The following is a 21602-nucleotide window of genomic DNA, read 5'->3' as shown; positions in this document are numbered from 1 at the left end:
GTTGGCCATTCCGGGAGAGGTGATGGTGGCCGTACAGGGCACAGACAAACAGGGACCGATCGAGTCCATCTGCATCGTCGGGGGCGGAACCGCCGGCTGGATGACGGCTGCAGCATTGTGCAGCAAATTGCAGGGATTGCCCGTGTCCATCCGGCTGGTGGAGTCGGAGGAAATCGGAACCGTCGGCGTCGGCGAGGCGACGTTGCCGCACATCCGCGCCTTCAACAATTCGCTGGGCATCTCCGAACGCGAATTGATGCAGACCACCGAAGCGACGTTCAAGCTCGGCATCGAATTTTGCGACTGGGGCAAGATCGGCGATCGCTACATTCACCCGTTCGGCGATTACGGTCCGGCGATCGAGGGTGTTCCCTTCTACCATTATTGGCTCAAGTTGAGGAGCGAAGGTGTGAACGGGGCCGGGCGTCTCGACGACTATTCCTACGGGGTCAGCGCCGCGGAGCATTATCGCTTTCGTTACCCAGCCAAAGACCCCGCGGCGGTGGAGTCCACCTTCGGCTACGCCTATCAGTTCGATGCCTCGCTCTACGCCAAGTTCCTGCGCCGCTTCTCCGAACAGAGAGGCATCCTGCGCACCGAAGGCAAGATCGCGAGCACGGCGCTCGATCCCAACACTGGCTTTGTCCAATCGGTGACGCTTGAGAGCGGCGAGGCGATCGAAGCGGACCTGTTCATCGATTGCTCCGGCTTCCGCGGCCTATTGATCGAGCAGGCGTTGCAGACGGGCTATGACGATTGGAGCCGGTGGCTTCCCTGCAACAGAGCCATCGCCCTTCCCACGGAAAGCCGGGGAGCGATCGGACCGTTCACCCGCGCCACCGCTCGCCAGAGCGGTTGGCAATGGCGGATCCCGCTTCAGCATCGGGTCGGCAACGGCCACGTCTATTGCAGCGACTTCATCTCTGATGAAGAGGCGGAACGGGTTCTGCTCGACAATCTCGACGCGCCGGCGCTGAAAGGTCCCAACCGACTTCGCTTCACCACCGGGCGCCGCAAGCTGCTGTGGAACAAGAATGTGGTTGCTGTCGGGCTTTCGGGCGGCTTCCTGGAGCCGTTGGAGTCGACCTCGATCCACCTGATCCAGGACGGCATCACAGAGCTGATCCAGATCTTCCCGGACAAGAGCTTCAACCAGGACGACATCGACGAATATAACCGCCGAATGGAGCTGCATTTTGAGCGAGTTCGCGACTTCCTGCTGCTTCATTATGTCGCAACCCAGCGCGACGACAGCGACTTTTGGCGCCATTTCCGGAGCATGACACTGCCGGACAGCCTGCAGGAGAAGATCAGCGCCTGGACGGAGCGGGGCACTATCATCGCCTACGAACATGGCCTGTTCCTGCCGCCAAGCTGGATCGCCGTGATGATGGGGCAGAATCTCATGCCGCGCGGATATGACCGCCGGGCAGACGCACTGCCGACCGACGTAATCGCAAGGAATGCCGCCGCCATTCGCGCCAACGTAGCCGCTGCAGTGGCAGCGACGCCGACGCACGAGGACTTTATCCGCAAGTCGGGTGTGGCCGCCACTCTTGGGAATGTCGATGCCACGGCCGTCTGACGCCCCGCTCTACCATCTCGTTGTCGTGGGCAGCGGTCTCGCCGCGGCAATGACGGTAGCGACGCTGGCGCGCCAGCTGCCGTCGGCGTTGCAGATCAGCTGGGTTCAGGTGGGCAACGCGCCCGATAGCGACATCCTTTATGGAAACGCGGCCGGCCCGACGGCGTACGAGTTCAATCGTCGTGCCGGGATCGAGGAGCCCGCTCTAATCACAGGGAGCGATACCGCTTTCTCGTGGGGCACGAAGTATGAGAAGTGGGCCGCGGGCGAGCGGTCGTGGATTCAATGTTATCAGCTGCCTTTCCCGGTGATCGACGGCATTCTGTTCCATCAGTTCCTCGCCCGTGAGCGGATGACGAGCCTAGAGCCGTTCCTAGTCTCTGCGATTGCTGCCCGAAAGGGCCTGTTCGCCCATCCCCCGCAGGAATCCGCGGCCGCCTCCCAAAGCCTGCTGTCCAACGCCGAATATGGCTACCAGATCGACCCGTCGACCTATGGGCGGATGTTCGAGGAGGCCGTTCCAAACGGTCGGGTTCGTATCCTAAGAACCGACGGCGTCGATCTGCAGGTCGAAGGAGATGAGATTGTCTCCGTTTCGCTCGTCGGCGGCGAGAATATCGAGGGGGGATTGTTCGTCGATTGCACTGGCCCGGAGGCGCGTCTTCTCTCTCGGCTCCAAGCGCCCGTTTCGACCGGCCGAACTATTGGCGCGGCCCTGAGCACCTCGACCTCGGCGCAGCTCGGCGCGCCTCTTCGGACCGTCGCGCCGACTGCCTACGGGTGGCGGTCCGATACACCGCTGCAAGGTAAGCGGGTGCGCCTCAACGTTTTCGACGCCTCTTCTCGTGACGAGGCGAAAGCTGATCACCCGGACGGGCCCGAACGGACATGCGAAGCGGAGCTTGGAAGCCGCACGGAGGCGTGGGTTGGGAACTGTGTCGGTGTGGGGCAGGCTGCGCACGTTGCCGAGCCGCTGACCATTGCACCAATCCTGCTGCTTGAACGGGATGTTGAGCGCCTCGTCTCGCTCATTCCCCTGTCGGGCCGCATGGCCGTGGAACGCCGCGAATATTGCCGCCGCGCCCGAGAGGATTATGAGCATGCCGGCCTCTTCACGCAGGCCATGTTCCAGACCGAGGGTCTTCCCGAGGGGACCTATTGGCAGGTCGCGCGCGGGCAGCCGGTAAACGACAAGCTGGTGCGCAAGATCAACATGTTCGAGCAACGCGGCCTGCTCGTGTCCTACGATCTCGAGCCGTTCCATCCGGAAGACTGGACCGTTCTTCACTATGGCATGGGGCGCCGGCCCCGCCGCCACGATCGCCTGGCCGACCGGGCACCGGCCGACCGGATCCGCGGCTTTCTTGCGGCGATGAAGGCGGAAGTCGAAAAGGTCGCCGGCAGCCTGCCGCCGCACGCAGTCTACGTCGACCAGCTCAAGCTCTACCTCCAGAAGAACAAGCCCTGACCATGCAGCCGATGCTTCGGAACATCGTCATCGTCGGCGGCGGCTCGGCCGGGTGGATGACGGCTGCCGCGCTTTCCAGCCTGCTCGACCCTAAAGAAGTTTCTATCACTCTGGTCGAAAGCGACCAGATCGGAACGATCGGGGTGGGCGAGGCGACCATCCCCGACATCATCAACTTCAACGCGATCCTCGGCATCCCCGAAGCCGAATTCATGAAGGCGACCCATGCGACCTTTAAGCTGGGAATCCGGTTTATCGACTGGAGCCGCAAGGGTCACCAATACATCCACCCGTTCGGCCAGCATGGCGTCGACATGCGTGGCTTCGACTTCCACCAATATTGGCTTCACGGACGGGCGGCCGGCAACTCGCACCCGATCGAGGATTACAGCCTCTGCTCGGTCATGGCCAAGGCGAACAAGTTCGTCCTTCCTGATCCCAACCCGTCCTCATTGCTATCGCACGTTCGCTACGCTTACCATTTCGACGCGACGCTCTACGCCCGTTTCCTGCGCGACTATGCCGAAGAGCGCGGCGTCAAGCGGGTTGAAGGGGTGATCCGGGAGGTTCGCCAGCACGGCGAGAGCGGCGCCATCACTGGACTTCTTCTCGACAATAACCGTGAAGTGGAAGGCGACTTCTTCTTCGACTGTACCGGTTTCCGGGGCCTGCTGATCGAACAAGCGCTGGGCGTTCCCCTGACCGACTGGAGCCACTGGCTGCCGTGCGACACGGCGCTTGCCGTACCGAGTGAGCACCACGGACCCTTAAGCGCTTATACTCAGTCGACGGCGAAGACTGCCGGCTGGCAATGGCGCATCCCCACACAGAAGCGCGTCGGCAACGGCCACATCTTCTGCAGCGAATATCTCGGGCAGGACGAAGCGACGCAGATGCTGCTGGACGGCCTTGAGGGTGCGTCACTTGCCGACCCGCGTCCGATCCGCTTCAAAACCGGAGTTCGGGAGCAGATGTGGTCGAAGAACTGCATTGCCATCGGACTGGCGTCGGGCTTCCTGGAGCCGCTGGAGTCCACGTCGATCTACCTGATCCAGGAAGGGATCAGCAGGTTCATCTCACTGTTCCCGGATGCCTCGCTGGCGAACGTCATTCGGGACGAGTACAACCGCCACATGCGCACAGAATATGAGCAGGTGCGCGACTTCATCATCCTCCATTACAAGGCGACCGAGCGGGACGACACGCCGTTTTGGACCTACTGCCGCAATATGAAGGTGCCGGACTCGCTGACCTACAAGATGCAATTGTTCGAACAGGCCGCGCGCGTCTTCCGGTATGAGGAGGAATTGTTCACCCGCCCAAGCTGGGTCGCAGTTATGATCGGCCAGAACATTCTGCCTCGTGCCTACAACCCGATCATCGCGGGCCTGCCAGCGGATCAGGTCAACGAAAGTATAGAGTCTATGCGCCAGGCGATGGAGGCCGTCACCGCCAAGCTGCCGACCCATGCGCAGTTCATCGCGCGATATTGCCCGGCCGGCTGAACCGTGGGCACGCCTGACCATCTCCGCATCAAGGACATCGTCGTCGTCGGCGGCGGCACTGCCGGCTGGATGGCGGCTGCGGCCTTGTCCAAGCTGCTGCCGTCCAGTCACGTCCGCATCCGGCTGATCGAATCCGAAGCGATCGGAACAGTCGGCGTGGGCGAGGCGACCATTCCCCACATCGTCTATTTCAACCGGCTGCTCGGGATCGACGAGGACGACTTCGTCCGCCGCACCAATGCCACTTTCAAGCTTGGTATTGAGTTCGTGAATTGGGGAGGGCTGGGCGAGCGCTACATCCACCCGTTCGGCGTCTACGGACAGGACATGGAGGGGCTTCACTTCCATCACTTCTGGTTGCGCCAGCACCAAGAGGGCAGGGGCCGTCCGCTCGACGATTACAGCATTGCCGTCCTCGCGGCCCGCGCCGGCAAGTTCCAGCGTCCGGACCTCAGCCGGCCGGACTCGCCGCTCAGCACCATTGCTTACGCCTTCCAGTTCGACGCATCGCTGTACGCGGCATTCCTTCGCCGGCTTTCGGAAAGCCGCGGCGTGGAGCGGGTCGAAGGCCGAATTGTCGGGGTCGACCAAGACGGAGAAAGCGGCAACGTAGCCGCGGTTCGCCTGGAGAGCGGGGAAGCGGTCGCGGGCGATTTGTTCATCGACTGCTCGGGTTTTCGCGGCCTGCTGATCGAACAAACGCTAGGCGCGGGCTTCGAGGATTGGAGCACCTACCTTCCATGCGACCGGGCGGTCGCCCGCGCCTGTCGCAAGGTTGCCGAGCCGGTCCCCTACACGCGATCGACAGCCAAGACCGCCGGCTGGCAATGGCGCATTCCGCTGCAGTCGCGGACCGGTAACGGCCATGTCTATTGCAGCGATTATATCGGCGAAGACCACGCGCTGGAAAGCCTCAACGCGGATCTGGACGGGGAGCCGATCTCCGACCCCAATTTCCTCCGCTTCAAGGCCGGGCGGAGACGCCAGTCGTGGATCAAGAATGTCGTGTCGCTAGGCCTCGCGTCAGGCTTCCTCGAGCCGCTGGAATCGACCTCCATCCACCTCGTGCAGTCGGGCGTCGCGCGGCTGATGACCAACTTCCCCGACAAGCTCTTCAATCAGCGCGACATCGACTATTTCAACGCTCGCACGCGGCTCGAATATGAGCAGGTGCGCGACTTCATCATCCTCCACTACAAGGCCACCCATCGGGACGACACGCCCTTCTGGAACTACTGCCGGACAATGCCGATCCCGGACACGCTGGCGGAACGGATCGCCATCTTTCGCGAGAATGGTCGGCTCTACCGCCACGATAACGAACTATTTTCCGAAACGAGCTGGCTTGCGGTCATGAATGGGCAAGGGATCGTTCCCGCCCGTCATCATCCGGTCGCCGACGTCCTTCCGGACGAGGAACTCGACAGTCGAATGACGCGCATTGCCCGAGCAATGAGCTCCAACGTCGAGCGGATGCCGACGCATCAGCAATTCATCGACCGCTTCTGCCGTGCGGAGCTACCCTAAGTCGCTAGCGCTTGAACTCGTCGACGATGAAGGCTTTCACCGCGCGCGCAATCTCCGGGCTCATGTCGCCAAGCGCACCGCGTCCGTGTGGGGGTAAGTGGGCGACTGCGGCATGACCGTCGCCGAACACATAATGATCGAACCAGGCCCGCCACACCGACCGTTCGCGCTCGGGCAAGTCGCGGATGCTCATGATGGCGTGCATCAGCGCCTTGAAGGGTGAGCCCTTCCACGTCTCGCCCGTCAGCTCCCACCAATAATTGAGAAGCACGTTGACGGCATCCAGCGCCTCGACATGGTGCCACCACATGTAGGGGACGAAGATGGCATCGCCTGGTTCAAGTTCTGCAACGCGGGCGTTCTTCAAGGCTTCCGCAAACCTGGGATAGCGCCCTAGATCGGGCTCGCGCAGGTTGGCCATGCTGACCGGCGGTCCGGCGAAGGTGAAGTCGAACGGCCCGACATAGAGGTTCTGCACCTGCTCGGGCGGGAACAGGGTGAAGCGTCGGTGGCCAGCAACCACGACGGCGATATTCTCCGACAGGTCGAAGTGGGTGGAAACGGTGGCGCGATTGCCGATCCACATCCGCGCAACCGCGCCCGTGCCGGGCAGGTCGATGTCATTGTCGCGGGCAAAGGCGGGAATGTGCTCGGCAACCGGAACCGCGCCGGCATAGAGCGACGGGGCGTTCGGATCGTCCTGCGCGGCAACCAAGGCCTGCAGTAATTGTCCGATGGCGGCCTGGCTTTGCTGATAATTGAAGCCGCGCATGTCCTCGCGGTACCAGAAGCGTCCCTTGATCTCGGGCGGCCCTAGAAAGGCGGGCGTGGGTTTGCCGTTGTCGAGCGGCAGCAGATAGTCCCGTAGGGCCTCGTTCGACTGCCCGGCCGCTTGCACTGCGGGCCAGGAGGCGGCCAGTCCGCGAAGGATTGCGGGCTCTCGAAGCGGTGCGATCTCGTTGCGAAACTTGGCGACGTCGATGTCGTGCCACTCCCGGACGGGCGAAAACTGCTGCATACTGAACTTCGCTTCCCTTGGTCGTCCGCCGAGCGGGATACCGTCCTTCGCCCCATAGTGCTGAGAGCCGCGGCAGGCTACCGGCGCGCCTGTTCGATAGGCGAGGATGGGCCGGAATTGAAGCAAGGCGCCGACTGCAAGGTCAACAAACCGTTGATTATTTTCGACCAGTTGCGGTTGAGAAGCGCCGCCTGGCGCAATAGAGCCGCAGCCGTGCCTTCCATCGCTCCGCGTGCGGCGCTGCTCGCCATTGCCGCCAGTGCCCTGTCCCTGACCGCTTGCTCAGGGTCGGATCGAGAGGGCCAGCAGGGCGGCGGCCAGCGCGGCCCGACTCAGGTCGGGTTCGTTGTCGCCCAGCTTGCCTCGGTTCCGCTGCAATCGAGCCTCGGCGGGCGAACGGTCGCCTTCCAGCAATCGGAAGTTCGACCCCAGGTCAGCGGCCTCGTCCGCCGGCGACTTTTCCAGGAAGGCTCGTACGTCCGGCAGGGTCAGGCGCTCTATCAGATCGACCCGAGCCTCTACCAAGCGGCAGTGAATCAGCAGCGGGCCAACGTCGCGGCGGCACAAGCGACCGCGCAGGCGGCGCAGGAACGAGCGAATCGTTATCGTCCGCTCGCTGAGATCGAGGCCGTCGCCCAGCAGGACTACACCGACGCCGCAGCCCAGGCGCGGCAGGCCCGCGCCCAGGTGGCGCAAAACAATGCCGCGTTGCAGACGGCGCAGATCAACCTTCGCTTCACCACCATCACCGCGCCGATCAGCGGTCGCATCGGCCGGTCGCTTTCGACGGTTGGCGCGCTGGTCACCGCCAGCCAGGCCGACCCGCTCGCAGTGATCCAGGGCGTCGACCCCATGTATGTCGACATCCAGCAGTCGGCCGCGGACCTTCTGACGCTCAAGCGATCATTGGCCAGTGGCGGCGCGCTGTCCGGCAGCACGCAGGTACGCCTGAAGCTCGAGGACGGCAGCGACTATGGCTACACTGGAACCGTTCAGTTCTCCGAAGCCCTGGTGAACGAAAGCACCGGCACGGTGACCCTTCGGGCGCGGATGCCTAATCCCCAGGGGATTCTGCTGCCCGGCATGTTCGTCCAGGCGGAGTTCACGCAGGCGGTCACTCCCAACGTCGTCCTGGTTCCTCAGGCGGCGCTGCAACGCGACATCGGCGGTCAGGGCTTCGTGTTCGTGGTCGGCGCGGGCAACAAGGCCGAGCGGCGTCCGGTGCAGGCAACACGCACCTACGGGCCGAACTGGGTCGTGACTGTGGGGTTGAGGCCGGGGGACAAGATCATCACCCAAGGGACGGCAAACCTTCGAACCGGCGCGCCGTTGCGGCCGGTGCCGGCGAACGCACCGCAACGGATCGCGCCGCGTCCGCCCGGCGCGGCCGGTCAACAGAGCGGCAACCAGCAGGGCCGACGCTAGGCCGTGTCCAAGGTCTTCATCAATCGCCCGATCTTCGCCTGGGTGATTGCCATCGTCATCATGCTGGCGGGAATCGGCGCGATCCAGGGCTTGCCGATCGAGCAATACCCAGACGTCGCACCGCCGCAGGTCAACGTTCGCGCCAGCTACCCGGGCGCCTCGGCGGAGACGGTCGAGAACAGCGTTACCCAGATCCTCGAGCAGCAGCTCACCGGCATCGACGGCCTGCTCTACTTCTCCTCCTCGTCCAGCTCGCGCGGCGCGGTGAGCATCTCGGTCGTGTTTGAGAAAGGCACCAACCCGGACACAGCGCAGGTGCAGGTTCAGAACCAGGTGCAACAGGCGATTGCCCGCTTGCCGCAACAGGTTCAGCAGCAGGGCATCCGCGTCACCAAGTCGAACCCCGACTTCCTGATGATCGTCGCGGTGTACGATTCCACCGACACCCGCACCAACATGGACGTGTCCGACTATTTGACCTCCAACCTCCAGGACCCCTTGTCGCGCGTGCCGGGCGTCGGCGACATCAACGTCTTCGGCTCCCAGCACGCCATGAGGATCTGGCTTCAGCCGCAGCGCTTGGCAGCCGTGTCGCTGATGCCCAGCGACGTGGTCTCGGCCATCCAGAACCAGAATACCGAAGTAGCGGCCGGCGAAGTCGGCGGCCTTCCGCAAGCGTCCGAGCAGATGCTCAACGCCACGGTCACCGCACAGTCCAAGCTTCGGACACCCGAAGAGTTTCGCGCGATCATCCTGAAAACCGACCCGAGCGGCGCAAGCGTCCGGCTCGGCGACGTTGCCCGCGTTGAGCTCGGTTCGGAAAATTACAACGCCGTGACCCGCGTCAACGGCCATCCCGGTGCCGGCATTGCCGTCTCGCTCGCCCCCGGTGCCGACGCCCTCCAGACCTCCGAATTGGTGAAGGCGCGGGTGCAGGAGCTTTCCGCCAGCTTCCCCGAGGGCATCCAGCACACCTACGCCAACGACACGACCGCCTTCATCAAATTGTCGGTTGAAGAAGTGGTCAAGACGCTGATCGAAGCGGTGATCCTCGTCATCATCGTCATGTTCGTCTTCCTGCAAAGCTGGCGGGCAGTGCTGGTTCCGGCGATCGCCATTCCGGTGGTTTTGCTTGGTACCTTCGCCATTTTCTACATCGCAGGCTTCACGATCAACACGCTGACCTTGTTCGGACTCAGCCTCGCGGTCGGACTGCTGGTCGATGATGCCATCGTGGTGGTGGAGAATGTCGAGCGTCTGCTGGCGGAGAACCCCGGCATGTCGGCGCGCGAGGCGACGATCATCTCGATGGGTGAGATCCAGACGGCGCTCGTCGCCATCGCTTTGGTCCTCTCGGCGGTCTTCCTGCCGATGAGCTTCTTCGGCGGGTCCACAGGCGTCATCTACAAGCAATTCTCGATCACCATCGTCTCGGCGATGGTGCTGTCGGTGATCGTCGCGCTGGTGCTGAGCCCGGCGCTCACCTCCACCTTGCTGAAGCCCCATTCGGAAGACGGGCCGACGCCCACCTGGCTCGACCGCAAGGCGCCAAGGCTTGGTGCGCTCGTTCACCGGGCCGGCAATGGCTTCAACCGCATCTTCGATCGCGGCGTCGACCGCTACCAGGCGGCAGCGCTCAAGGTCATCGACCGGAAATGGATCTTTCTGGGGCTCTACGCCGCCATCGTCGCTTTGCTCGTCGTCCTGTTCCTTCGCCTGCCGAGCGGCTTCCTTCCGACGGAGGATCAGGGCGCGGCAAGCATCCAGTTCCGCTTGCCCGCCGGCGCGACGCAGGTGCGCACGCTTGAGGTGCAGCGGCAGATCGAGCGCTATTTCGCCGAGCATGAGTCAGGCAACATCCAGACGTTGTTCACCGTGGCGGGCGGCGGCGGGGCGGCGGCGCGACCGGCCAGAACACGGGGCAGGGCTTTCTCAACCTCAAGGACTGGAGCGAACGGCCGGGCAAGGAGAACACCGCCGACGCCATCGTCGAGCGCGCCTCCGGTGCCTTCCGCGGCTTCCGCGATGCGCAGGTGTTCGCCCTCGTCCCCGGCGCCATCCGCGGCCTTGGTCAGTCCAACGGCTTCAGCATGCAGCTGCAGAACCGGAGCGGGCTCAGCCGTGCCGACTTCATTGCCGCTCGGGAAAAACTGCTTCAGCTCGCCAACGCCAACTCCAAGCTGACCTCCGTTCGTTTAAGCGACCTTCCGGACGTCGCCAGCCTGGCGATCAACGTCGATCAGCAGCGGCTGACCGCCTTCGGGCTCAACCAGGCCGACGTGAACTCGACCCTGTCGACGGCTTGGGGCGGACGCTACGTCAACGACTTCATCGACCAGGGGCGGGTGAAGCGCGTCTACGTTCAGGGCGACGCTCCGTACCGGGCCGATCCTTCCAGCCTGTCGCAATGGTACGTCCGTTCCTCTACCGGGGAGATGAGTCCTTTCTCTTCCTTTGCGCGGATCGGCTGGTCGACGGCGCCGAGCAGCCTTTCGCGTTTCCAGGGCGTGCCGGCGTTCGAATTCCAAGGACAGCCGGCGCCGGGCGTCAGCTCGGGTGAGGCGATGGACGAGATGATGCGGCTTGCCGGACAGCTGCCGGGGACCAGTGTCGCCTGGTCCGGCCAGTCCTTCCAGGAGCGGCTGTCTTCAGGCCAGGCGCCCTTGCTCTATGCCATTTCGCTGATCGTCGTCTTCCTCTGCCTTGCCGCACTCTACGAAAGCTGGTCGATCCCGTTGGCCGTGCTGCTGGTCATCCCGCTGGGGCTGGTAGGCGCGGTGTTCGCGGTGACGCTGCGCGGACTGGAAAATGACGTCTACCTGCAGATCGGCCTGCTCACGACCATGGGCCTGGCCGCCAAGAATGCGATTTTGATGATCGAGTTCGCCGAGCAGGCCGAACGGCAGGGCAAGCCGATCCTCGATGCGGCGCTCGAGGCAGCACGGATCCGACTTCGCCCGATCTTGATGACCAGCTTCGCTTTCATCTTCGGCGTGCTTCCGCTGGCCCTTTCCACCGGTGCTGGCGCCAACAGCCGCATCGCGATCGGCACCTCCGTCATTGGTGGGATGCTGACCGCGACCATTCTCGCGATCTTCTACATCCCGCTCTTCTTCGTGCTGGTTCGCCGCGGCGTCAAAGACGGCCTGATCGTTGTGCGCGAACGCTTCCGCACGCGGCGAAAGGCGGCGGAAGCGTGAAGCGCACATCGACCGCGTTGATGCTGCTGCTGCTGCTGCTGGCTGGCTGCACGTCGCTCGATCCCAAATTGACGCCGACGCCATTGCCCGTGCCCGCCTCCTGGCCGGCCGGCGATGCTTACCTGCGCCAGAACGAAGTCGCGCTGCCCGTTTTCACCTATCGCGACGTCTTCCGCGATGTCCGTCTGCAGGCGTTGATCCAGCAGGCGCTTGCCAACAATAGGGACATTCGTATCGCCGTCGCCAACATCGCGGCCGCGCGGGAGCGGGTGACGATTACCCGCGCTAATCAGTTCCCAAGGGTCGACAGCAGCGCGGATACGAGCGTCAGCAAGGGCGGCTCCACTGCAGGTGCGGTGGGTTCATCCGGAGGCGTCCGTCAAAGCTACGCGCTGCGCGTCTCGCCATCCTTCGAAATCGACCTGTTCGGGCGCTTGGCCTCACTCACCCGCGCCGAGCAGCAGCGCTTCCTGGCCACCGAGGCAGCAGCGCGTTCGGTCAGACTGACGTTGATCGGCGATCTCGCCGATGCATGGCTCGACTATGCCGCGGACTCGAGCCTGCTACGCATTGCCGAGGACACGGCTGCCGCTGCCGAGCAGAGCCTCACTCTGACCCGAGCCCGACTCCGGGGCGGAGTCGCGCCGGCAACCGACCTGCTTCAGGCGCAGCAAGTGCTGGAAACGGCGCGGCAGGACGTAGCGGAGCAGCGCACCGCCCGAGCTCAGGACGCCAACCTTATCCAACTGCTGGTCGGTGCCCCTATCGCGCCCGGCACTCTGCCGGAGTCGATCGAACGAGCCGGCGACACCTTCGCCCCGCTTCCCGCCGGCCTCGACTCTCGCGTCCTGCTGCGCCGACCCGACGTCGTGCAAGCGGAATTTACACTTTACGCCGCCAATGCGGAGATCGGCGCCGCGCGCGCGGCTTTGTTCCCGACGATCTCGCTAACAGGTCTGCTGGGACTCGCCAGCTCAAGCTTGACCTCGCTGTTCAGCAGCGGCGCTTTTACTTGGTCCGCCGGGGCAGGGGCGGGCTACACCATCTTCAACGCCGGTGCCGGCCGTGCAAACGTTCGCCTGAGCCAGGCCGAGCGCGACGCCGCTCTCGCATCCTACGAACGCGCCATTCAGACCGCCTTCCGCGAAGTGGCCGATGCGCTTGCCGATCGCGGCACGGTGGAGGAGCGGCTACGCGCCACTCAGGCTAATGTTGCCGCCGCCAGCGAAACGCTGCGGCTCGTCAACGCCCGCTACCGCGGGGGGATCGATTCCTATTTCACCACGCTGGACGCGCAGCGCACACTCTACAACGCGCAGCAGGGGCGGGTGGCTGTGCAGCGGCAACGGGCGGGCAACGCTGTCGATCTGTACCGTGCGCTCGGCGCCGACGCTGCCATCGCGGAACCGACGGAACCGGGCGAAGCGGGAAGCTAGCCGAGCCCTTGGGCTCGCGCCCAGGTCGCAAACAATTCCTTCCAGTGCCGCGCCGGCTCGCCTGCCGGCCCCGGCGTGCCGAGGCCATGGCCGCCCACGGTGAAAAGATGCGTTTCGACCTTCACTCCAGCGGCCTTCAGCGCGGCGCGCATCTCTACGCTATTCTCGACCGAAACCACCGTGTCGTCCTCTGCATGGGCGAGGAAAGTCGGAGGAGTGGCGCTCGTGACATTACGCGCAACACTATGCGCCATCTGCATCGCCGAGGAGGAGTTCGGTCCCAGAAGCATGTCGCGCGAGCCTCCATGCGCCAACGGGTCGCTCATCGACTGAACGGCGTAGATCGGTGCGGCCACCGCCGGGCGCGCGCTCAACCGGTCGGCGGCATCGACCGGCGTATAGACCTTTGCGTCGAACCGGGTCGCGAGGTCGCCGCAGACATGCCCGCCGGCGGAAAAGCCCAGGGCGCCTACCTTGCTGGGATCGAAGCCGTAGGTCGCAGCCCGCGACCGGATCAGCCGCATTGCGCGCTGCGCATCGGCAAGCGGGACATCGGCGCGATTTGCCCAGCCTTCGCCTGGCAGGCGATAGTAGAGGACGAAGACCGTCCAACCCCGCTCCGCGAGCCATGGTGCGATTTGATAGCCTTCGACATCAATGACGATGACAGAATAGCCGCCGCCCGGCGTTACAAGCAGAGCGGCACCGTTGGGCTTCGCGGGCCGGAAGACTTTCATCCGCGGCCGGGCAAGTCCCTTCACCATCCGCCCATGCCGCTCAGCATTGCCGGTCTCGATCACGTCTTCGACCGGCAACCTTGCCGGCGCACCTGGTGGAGGCCCCGGCCAGAGCGCAATTTCTTCGGCGGGGAAGGCGGGCCAGCTGACGGGCACTGCCGCACGCGCAGCCGATCCCACCAGCCCTGTCGCGAGACCAGATAGCAATGCGTCACGGCGATTGAACATTGATCTGCCTCCTCGGGGTCAAGCGGCCGATCAGACGCTCACGCCGGCGCGTCGCGCGAAGTCGAACCTTCGTTCCTCGACCCTCAGCCGAGCCCGCTCGCGAACATCTTCTTCGGTGGCGATGAGAAGGTTCTTGGTTACGAGCGCCAGGTGATCGCGCATGCCCTTGCGGGCGGCTTCCGGGTCGCGCGCTTTCAGCGCGTCCAGAACGACGCGATGCTCGTCAACCACAGGCTCAATCCCCGCGTCCCGTGCTCGCTTGAAGAAATATGCGCACAGCGACGACTGATAGCGAATGTCCCACAGCATCTCGACAAGGTTGACCAGCACATCGTTCCCCGTGACCCGCGCAAGCGCGAGATGGAAAGCACGGTCCGCCTGCTCGCGTGTCGCTTCGTCCAGGCGCATATCGCCGAGCCGATCGAGTAACGTCTCCAACTCGGCGATCTGACGATCGGTGACCAGTTCAGCCGCCAACGCTGCCACTTCACCTTCGAGTAGCCGTCGCGCTTCGATGACTTCGAACGGTCCCGCATCGGCATCCATCCCGAAAGACCCGGCGCTTTCAGCCTTGGCGCGAACGAAGACACCGGCGCCATGGCGAATCTCCACCATGCCGCTGTTCTGCAGGACCACGATCGCCTCCCGCACCACCGGGCGGCTCACGCCCAGTTGCTCGGCAAGGTCGCGCTCCGACGGCAGTCGGGTCCCGACCGGATAGGCGCCGGCCTCAATGGCTTGGCCGAGTTGCCGCACAACCGACTGATACAGCCGGTCTTTGCTGTCACGTGGAACTCTCATTCTGCTCGCTTAGCCCTCACCCATGACGAAATCATAGCCCAACTTCTACCGTCATCAAGTGGTAAGACCACCGTGATTACCTTTGTGTTGACAATTAAGATGAGTGGAGCTTACCTCTCATGTTAATTCGATGCGGCCAGAGAGCCGCCGGAGAACAGGGAGGATCACAATGGCATCGTTCAACGCGCGCCGGCGCTTGCTGCTGGCTACGGCTTCATTTCCAGTTTTGCTGATCGGGGGCACGGCGTCCGCGCAAACCGCCGGGGGCAATGGGGAGCCCACGGCGTCGTCCAATAGCAGCTCGGCCGAGCCGGCAACCGATGCGACGAACGAAGGCGCCGGTCAGACCACTCCAACGCAAATCGATTCCACAGCCCAGGCTCCGGCCGATCCTTCGGCAACCGGCGATCAGAGCATCGTGGTCACCGGTTATCGCGCATCCCTGCAGAGCCAGGCAAATGCCAAGCGCCGTTCGATCGGCTTCACCGATTCGATCTTCGCCGAAGACATCGGCAAGTTTCCCGACACCAATATCGCAGAATCCGTGAACCGGATTCCCGGTGTCACCATCAGCCGCGAGGTCACGGGCGAGGGCTCCAACATTGCCATCCGCGGCCTTGGGACCAACTTCACGCGCGTGCTTCTGAACGGTGCGCCGGTTGCGGTCGCTTCGGTAAGGTTCGACGCGCAAAGCACGAACCGCGAGGTCGACCTCGACCTTCTTCCGACGGAGCTGTTCACGCAGTTGACGGTCAGCAAGTCCCCGACCGCGAGCCAGTTGGAAGGTGGTGCTGCAGGTACGGTCAACCTTCGCTCAGCGCGCCCGTTCGACAATCCAAAGCCCTACATCAGCTATGGCCTGCAAGGCACGAAGAACAGCAACGCGGACAAGTGGGGCTATAATGGCCATCTGCTGGCAAGCCGTACCTTTGGCGATTTTGGCATCCTCGTCGGCGGCGCCTTTGCGCGCAACGAGTTCCGGGTCGATGGATATGAAACCATCGGCTTCACCAATCCAAACCTCAGCGCATCGCAGCGCACGGGCGCAACGCGCAACCCCACCGGTAGCGGCAACTTCACGATCCCTGCCACGGTCCCCGCGAACGCCGGCAACGGCCTCACCGTCGGCGCTCCGATCGACCAGGCCTTCCTGCTCAGCCGCAATCCGGGCGCAACCATCGACCAGATCGATAACGGCATCTTGCCGCGCCTGTCTCGTCCGCGTGACGAGGTCGGCTACCGCTTCCGCAAGAACGCCATCGCTTCCCTGGAATATCGCCCGAGCGATGCGCTTCAATTCTACGTCGACGGTATGTACGGCACCCGGAAGACGGACTTCACCCGTTCCGCGTTGAACTGGGCCGTCCGCAACAGCGCGCCCATCCCGTTGAATACCCAGTATGACCGGTCGGATTGTACCGCCGGCTGCGTGGTGACCAGCGGCACCTATGCCAACGCGCAATTCTTTCTCGAATATCGCCCGTACATGGACGATCAGAAGTTCTGGGGCATCAACCCCGGCGCCCAATTCACGATCAGCAGCTTCATCAAGGGCGATATTCAGGCGAACCTCACCAAGAGTGATTTCCACCGGGAAAGCCCAACGGTTCTCGTGATTACCCCGCCAAGCAGCGGCATCACCGTTGACTATGTCAACAACGGCGGAGTCCCGCAGGTCAACAGCAACATCGACCTCAACGATCCGAAGAATTTTGGCTGGTACGGCGGCGCCCGCGTCAATCTGAACGGCGAAGACCGCAAGACCAAGACCAAGGGTATCCGCGGAAGCCTGTTGTTCGGGGACGAGACAAAGATCAGCGCCCGGATCGGCGCGGCCTACGACGATGTGCAGCGCCGCATCACGCCGTTCGACGCCACCAACGCATGGTCCAACGCGATCTGCGGGAACGGGCCGAACATCACGTTGGAAGGCCCGAACACGGCGGCTTTGCCGTGCACCGGCCTCAGCGTGCCCGGAACGCAGGTCCCCGGAACGCCCATTGCGCCCGGCTTTCCTGATTATGCCGGCTATGGCACCAATTACACGGCGGGCGGGCCGCCAATCGTCTATGCGGGATCGCTCATCCCCAATTCGGCGATCGCCAGCTATCTTCGCCCCAACGACACCGGCTTCATCACCGTAGACTGGGATCGTTTTGCCCAGGACACCAACTACGAAGGCTTCCTGCAAAACAGGACCGAAGTTCGCAGTGGAAGCAGCGGTGCGAACGGCGGTCTCGTCCGTGAAAAGGTGCTGGGCACCTTCTTCGAGATCAACGGCATCTTCGATGTCGGCGACGACGATCAGTTCCGGTTCAATGCCGGCGCGCGCCACGTCCGTACCGACCAGATCATCGGCGGTGTCATCAGCATTCCCGACATTCGGAACACCGTGCCGACGCCGATCGCCGACGGTGGCCGCTATCCCAACCAGATCGTGTTCCTGACCGACAAGTCGCGGTACAAGAACTGGCTGCCGTCATTCACTGCCGCGTACAACTTCGGCCGCAAGGCCGTGGCGCGCGGCAGCATTTCCAAGACGATGACCCGTCCGGATCCCAATGCCCTGCTCCCCGGCGCTACCTTCAATGCGCCGTCGGCCGATGTCGGCTCGATCGGGAACCAGGAGCTTGACCCCTACATCTCGACCAACATCGATCTTGGTTTCGAATATTATACGGGCGGCGAAGGCGTGATTGCGTTTGCGGCTTTCCGCAAGTCGATCACCGGCTTCACAGTGAACGGCACCACCAGGCAGCCGCTGTCGTTCCTGACCCCCTACGGGATCACGTTCGAAGGGCTGACGTCGCAGCAACGTGAAGCCATCTGCACGCGCCTTGGCTCGCCTGCGGGAACGACGAACTGCTCCGGTGGCAATAACGCCGAAATCCTCCTCACCCAGCAGGTCAATTCCGACGGCAAGCTGAAGGTCAACGGGCTGGAGTTCCAGATCACCCAGCCGCTGGACATCATAACGGAGCGTTGGGGCTTCACCGGTCTTGGCGTTCAGGGCAATCTGACCTTGATCGATCAGAAGGGCGAAGGTGCGGGTGCGCCGGCGGTTGCGATCGGCGTGTCACCGAAAACGTACAACCTTACCGGTTATTACGACAACAACGGCATCTCGGCGCGGCTGAGCTATACCTTCAACGAAGGGTCGCAGGGGTCCAACCCGGGTCAGAACGGCTTTGTTGCGCCGCTCGGAGTCATCTGGGGCCGCGACTACAAGCAGCTCGACTTCTCCGGCAACGTGGATCTCAGCAAGGTCCTGGGCAACGCCTACCTGCCCACGGTCGTGCTGAACGTGATCAACATCACCAAGGAGTCGCAAGGCAGCTACTTCGATTATCCGAATGCGACCTTCAACGAGTATAATCCCGGGCGCACCGTGATGCTTGGCGTTCGCGGCAGGTTCTAGGTCGCTCGCGATCTAGTTCCGTCCTGATGTGAAAGGTGGCGGCGGCCCGGTCGGTCTCGAACGGCTGGGCTGCTTCCACTTTCAAGATGGCCTATTCCATCACTCACGAACGCTGTTGCTGATCCCGCGAGGCCAGACATGAAAAGCATGAAGGTTCTGAAGGCTCTCGTCGGCTGTTTGGTCCTCTCTTTGAGTTCGATGATGGGAGCCGCCCAGGCGCAGGGCTTGCCTCATCTGGAGCGACGGGGGGCCGCGACGCAGCTGATCGTCGACGGCAAGCCGTTCCTTATCCTTGGCGGTGAGACTCACAACTCCAGCTACAACAGTGCCGATTACATGGCGCCGGTCTGGCCAATGCTGCGTTCGATGAACCTGAACACGGTTCTGGTTCCAGTGGCGTGGGAGGACATCGAACCCCAAGAGGGGCACTTCACGTTCAAAGTCGTCGACGACTTCGCCGCGGGCGCACGCAAGAACAATCTGCGGCTGGTCATCCTTTGGTTCGGGAGCTGGAAGAATACCTATTCCAGCTATGTTCCCGCTTGGGTCAAAAGCGACCTCGCCCGGTTTCCGCGGGTCGAGATGAGCAGCGGGCAGGGCACCGAGCGCCTTTCCCCGTTTTCGTCAGCAGCTCAGACTTCCGATGCCCGCGCATTCGCACGTCTGATGCGCCACATCGCGGCGATCGATCGCGTGCAGCGCACGGTGCTGATGGTGCAAGTTCAGAACGAGGTCGGCGTCATTCCTCAGTCTCGCGACCATTCTGCGGTCGCCGAAGCAGCCTTCGCGGCGCCGGTACCCTCTGAGTTGATGCAGCATCTGACGACGAACCGCACGCGGCTCAATCCGACACTCCGCTCGGTATGGGAAGCGGCCGGCGCAAGAGCGTCGGGCACCTGGCAGGAGGTGTTCGGGACGGGATCGGTCACCGATCACCTGTTCATGTCATGGTTCTATGCGACCTATGTTGAGAAAGTGACGGCCGCGGGGAAGGCGGAATATCCGCTGCCGATGTTCACCAACGCGGCGCTCATCCGGCCGAACTACGAACCCGGACAATATAATTCGGGCGGTCCGCTTCCGAGCTCCCTGGACATCTGGAAGGCCGGCGCGCCGTCGCTCGAATTCCTGTCGCCCGACATTTACTTCGATCAATTCGTCGACTGGGCAGCCGCATACAATCGGTCCGACAACCCGTTGTTCATTCCGGAAGCGCGCGGCGGCAAGGAAGGTGCGGCCAATGCGCTGCACGCATTCGGCGCGCTAAATGCGCTGGGCTTTTCTCCGTTCGGTATCGACGGCAGCGAGGGCGCCGGCGATCTCGACGGCAATGGCCAGAGCGTCGGCCGGCGGGACGATGCGATCGGCCATGTCTACGGCCAGCTTGCCGGCCTGGCGCCGCTCATCCTGCAGAAGCAGGCCGAGGGCAATATTCGGGCGATGGTCATGGAGGGCGAAGCGCAGCGCGCGGGCCGCCTCCGTGTCGGCAACTATCTCGCCAACATGGTGCGTGCCGCACCACCTGGTGGAACGATCGACCCGAACAGCCGCGTCGGGGCAATGCTTCTTCAAATTGGGCCAGATGAGTTCCTGGTCGTCGGCAGCGGCGATGCCCAGCTGACATTTACATCGGACACGAAGGGTCTTCCGATCGTCGGCATCCAGAGCATCGACGAGGTCTTCCTTCGCAACGGCGGGATGGTTGCCGGCCGAAGGCTGAACGGAGACGAAAGTGGGCAGGGGCAGTTGCTCAGGCTGCTGAGCAGCGACGCCGCCCAGGGCAAGATTTATCGCGTCCGCCTCTACAGGTACCGCTGATTTGCAATGGTGAACGAACAAAGCTCCAAGCGCATCGCAAGCGTTCAAATCTGGCAGGATGGTTGAAATGAAGACCAGCGATGTCGCCGGCAATTACCGCCAAGCTTTGTCTCTTCTTGCCACACTATTCTTCATGTGGGGCTTCATCACCGTCATCAACAACACGCTGCTTCCGCATCTCAGAAGCGTGTTCGATCTGACCTACACTCAGACGACCTTGATCGAATCCGTCTGGTTCATCGCCTATTTTGTTGCGTCCATCCCATCGGCAAGACTGATTGAGCGCGTCGGGTACAAGTCCGCTATCGTCATCGGGCTTCTGGTGATGGCGGCAGGTGCCTTGCTGATGATTCCGGCGGCGCGGCTTCCTTCCTATGTCGTGGTCCTCACCGCGCTGTTCATCGTCGCGTCCGGAATCACGCTGCTTCAGGTGGCAGCCAACCCTTACGTCGCGGTTGTCGGGCCGCCGCAGACGGCATCGTCGCGCTTGAACCTTGTCCAGGCGTTCAATTCACTTGGCACCACGCTTGCGCCTTTGTTCGGCGGTTATTTGATTCTGGGCCGCTCGACGGGAGGGACGAGTGTCGCGGGCGCGGCACCCCTCACTGCGGAAGAACGGCTCGCGGACGCACAGGCGGTGCAGCTTCCCTACCTTCTGGTGGCGCTGACGTTGGTCGCCTTGGCATTTGTCATCGCCCGATACCGTCTGCCGGACATGGCGGCAGGCACGCGCCGGGTGCGGGCGGAGGACCGGGCCAGGCATTCACTGTGGAACCATCGCAACCTGGTCTTCGGTGTTCCGGCGATCTTCATCTATCTGATCGCCGAAATCGGTGTCTCGAACCTGTTCATCAATTTCGTTTCCGCGCCGGAGATCGGCAATCTGACCCACCAGCAGGCGGCGAACTACCTCTTTCTGCTCTGGGGCAGCATGATGGTCGGCCGCTTCCTTGGAAGCTTCCTGATGCGGTCGATCTCTCCGGAAAAAGTGCTCGCGGCGTTCAGCGTCGGTGCCTTCGTGGTGATGATGGTCGTTCTGACATCCCACGGGAAGCTCGCGATGTGGGCGCTGATCTCGGTCGGCTTCTTCCACTCGATCATGTTTCCGACGATCTTCACCCTCGGCATCCGGGGGTTGGGTCCACTGACCGAAGAGGGCTCCGGATTGCTGATCATGGCTATCGCTGGCGGAGCATTGGTGATCATCCAGGGGTGGTTGGCCGATAGATATGGTCTGCAGGCCTCGTTCGTTCTGACGGCCGTGTGTGAGTTGTACGTTCTTTTCTATGCGCTCTGGGGCGCTCGGCCGACAAACGCTCTCGCGGGCCAGGCCGTCGGCGATCAGGTTGAGGGCGCCCGACCATGACGCGCACCTCGCGCTACCCATCAAACTCGTTGCTGCGCGCGTCTCTATCCGACTTGGTGGGCAAACCGGC

12 protein-coding genes and 1 pseudogene are annotated in these 21602 nt (G+C 63.1%); 10 read left to right on the top strand and 3 right to left on the bottom strand.

Features of this window, described 5'->3' with window-relative positions; all coding sequences use genetic code 11:
* Window positions 1-22: 22 nt before the first annotated feature.
* Genes G7077_RS03110 through G7077_RS03095 form a run of 4 tightly spaced genes read left to right on the top strand, consistent with a single transcriptional unit; the run spans window position 23 to window position 6085 of the window.
* On the top strand, window positions 23-1585 hold the full coding sequence (locus tag G7077_RS03110; RefSeq protein WP_166410443.1) for a tryptophan halogenase family protein: 1563 nt from the start codon (window positions 23-25) through the stop codon (window positions 1583-1585).
* On the top strand, window positions 1569-3053 hold the full coding sequence (locus tag G7077_RS03105; RefSeq protein WP_166410442.1) for a tryptophan 7-halogenase: 1485 nt from the start codon (window positions 1569-1571) through the stop codon (window positions 3051-3053). The genes G7077_RS03110 and G7077_RS03105 overlap by 17 nt, the downstream gene beginning before the upstream one ends.
* A gap of 2 nt (window positions 3054-3055) precedes the next feature.
* A complete protein-coding gene (locus G7077_RS03100) occupies window positions 3056-4558 on the top strand; it encodes a tryptophan halogenase family protein (protein WP_166410441.1) in 1503 nt (500 codons plus the stop codon).
* Window positions 4559-4561: 3 nt separating this feature from the next.
* The gene (locus G7077_RS03095) at window positions 4562-6085 is read left to right on the top strand and encodes a tryptophan halogenase family protein (protein ID WP_246167339.1); all 1524 of its coding nucleotides are present in this window, start codon (window positions 4562-4564) and stop codon (window positions 6083-6085) included.
* 4 nt (window positions 6086-6089) lie between these two features.
* Here the strand turns inward: G7077_RS03095 and G7077_RS03090 are convergent, their stop codons facing one another.
* The gene (locus G7077_RS03090) at window positions 6090-7229 is read right to left on the bottom strand and encodes a cupin-like domain-containing protein (RefSeq protein ID WP_166410440.1); all 1140 of its coding nucleotides are present in this window, start codon (window positions 7227-7229) and stop codon (window positions 6090-6092) included.
* 87 nt (window positions 7230-7316) lie between these two features.
* On the opposite strand from G7077_RS03090, the gene G7077_RS03085 reads away from it, so the two are divergent.
* From G7077_RS03085 to G7077_RS03075, 3 genes and pseudogenes are all read left to right on the top strand, one after another.
* Window positions 7317-8528, top strand: a complete 1212-nt coding sequence (locus G7077_RS03085; protein ID WP_166410439.1) for an efflux RND transporter periplasmic adaptor subunit — start codon at window positions 7317-7319, stop codon at window positions 8526-8528.
* A 60-nt stretch (window positions 8529-8588) separates the two neighbouring features.
* A pseudogene (locus tag G7077_RS03080) lies at window positions 8589-11728 on the top strand (multidrug efflux RND transporter permease subunit).
* Complete coding sequence (locus tag G7077_RS03075; protein WP_425505298.1) at window positions 11725-13164, top strand: efflux transporter outer membrane subunit; 1440 nt, start codon at window positions 11725-11727, stop codon at window positions 13162-13164. The pseudogene G7077_RS03080 and the gene G7077_RS03075 overlap by 4 nt, the downstream one beginning before the upstream one ends.
* Here G7077_RS03075 and G7077_RS03070 read toward each other — a convergent pair.
* Window positions 13161-14129, bottom strand: a complete 969-nt coding sequence (locus tag G7077_RS03070) for a prolyl oligopeptidase family serine peptidase (RefSeq protein WP_166410438.1) — start codon at window positions 14127-14129, stop codon at window positions 13161-13163. The two genes, G7077_RS03075 and G7077_RS03070, sit on opposite strands and share 4 nt — an antisense overlap.
* Before the next feature lie 30 nt (window positions 14130-14159).
* Window positions 14160-14930, bottom strand: coding sequence for a FadR/GntR family transcriptional regulator (locus G7077_RS03065; protein WP_166410437.1), 771 nt, complete (start codon window positions 14928-14930; stop codon window positions 14160-14162).
* A gap of 169 nt (window positions 14931-15099) precedes the next feature.
* On the opposite strand from G7077_RS03065, the gene G7077_RS03060 reads away from it, so the two are divergent.
* The 3 genes from G7077_RS03060 to G7077_RS03050 all read left to right on the top strand — a co-directional run bounded on the left by G7077_RS03060 (window position 15100) and on the right by G7077_RS03050 (window position 21532).
* A complete protein-coding gene (locus tag G7077_RS03060; protein ID WP_166410436.1) occupies window positions 15100-18348 on the top strand; it encodes a TonB-dependent receptor in 3249 nt (1082 codons plus the stop codon).
* A gap of 138 nt (window positions 18349-18486) precedes the next feature.
* A complete protein-coding gene (locus tag G7077_RS03055) occupies window positions 18487-20166 on the top strand; it encodes a GH35 family beta-galactosidase (protein WP_166410435.1) in 1680 nt (559 codons plus the stop codon).
* Window positions 20167-20233: 67 nt separating this feature from the next.
* Entirely contained in the window at window positions 20234-21532 is a 1299-nt protein-coding gene (locus G7077_RS03050; RefSeq protein ID WP_206367679.1) for a sugar MFS transporter, read from the top strand.
* Window positions 21533-21602 lie beyond the last annotated feature (70 nt).

This window comes from Sphingomonas piscis, assembly GCF_011300455.1.
In the GTDB taxonomy this organism is placed as follows: Bacteria; Pseudomonadota; Alphaproteobacteria; order Sphingomonadales; family Sphingomonadaceae; genus Sphingomicrobium; species Sphingomicrobium piscis.
The sequence above is the reverse complement of the archived record's forward strand: the minus strand, read 5'-3'. Positions and strand labels throughout refer to the sequence as shown.

Excerpts from the sequence above, each read along its gene's own strand:
- G7077_RS03110 (WP_166410443.1), top strand. The coding sequence starts at position 23 with ATGGTGGCCGTACAGGGCACAGACAAACAGGGACCGATCGAGTCCATC.
- G7077_RS03105 (WP_166410442.1), top strand. The coding sequence starts at position 1,569 with ATGCCACGGCCGTCTGACGCCCCGCTCTACCATCTCGTTGTCGTGGGC.
- G7077_RS03100 (WP_166410441.1), top strand. The coding sequence starts at position 3,056 with ATGCAGCCGATGCTTCGGAACATCGTCATCGTCGGCGGCGGCTCGGCC.
- G7077_RS03070 (WP_166410438.1), bottom strand. The coding sequence starts at position 14,129 with ATGTTCAATCGCCGTGACGCATTGCTATCTGGTCTCGCGACAGGGCTG.
- G7077_RS03065 (WP_166410437.1), bottom strand. The coding sequence starts at position 14,930 with ATGAGAGTTCCACGTGACAGCAAAGACCGGCTGTATCAGTCGGTTGTG.
- G7077_RS03060 (WP_166410436.1), top strand. The coding sequence starts at position 15,100 with ATGGCATCGTTCAACGCGCGCCGGCGCTTGCTGCTGGCTACGGCTTCA.
- G7077_RS03055 (WP_166410435.1), top strand. The coding sequence starts at position 18,487 with ATGAAAAGCATGAAGGTTCTGAAGGCTCTCGTCGGCTGTTTGGTCCTC.
- G7077_RS03050 (WP_206367679.1), top strand. The coding sequence starts at position 20,234 with ATGAAGACCAGCGATGTCGCCGGCAATTACCGCCAAGCTTTGTCTCTT.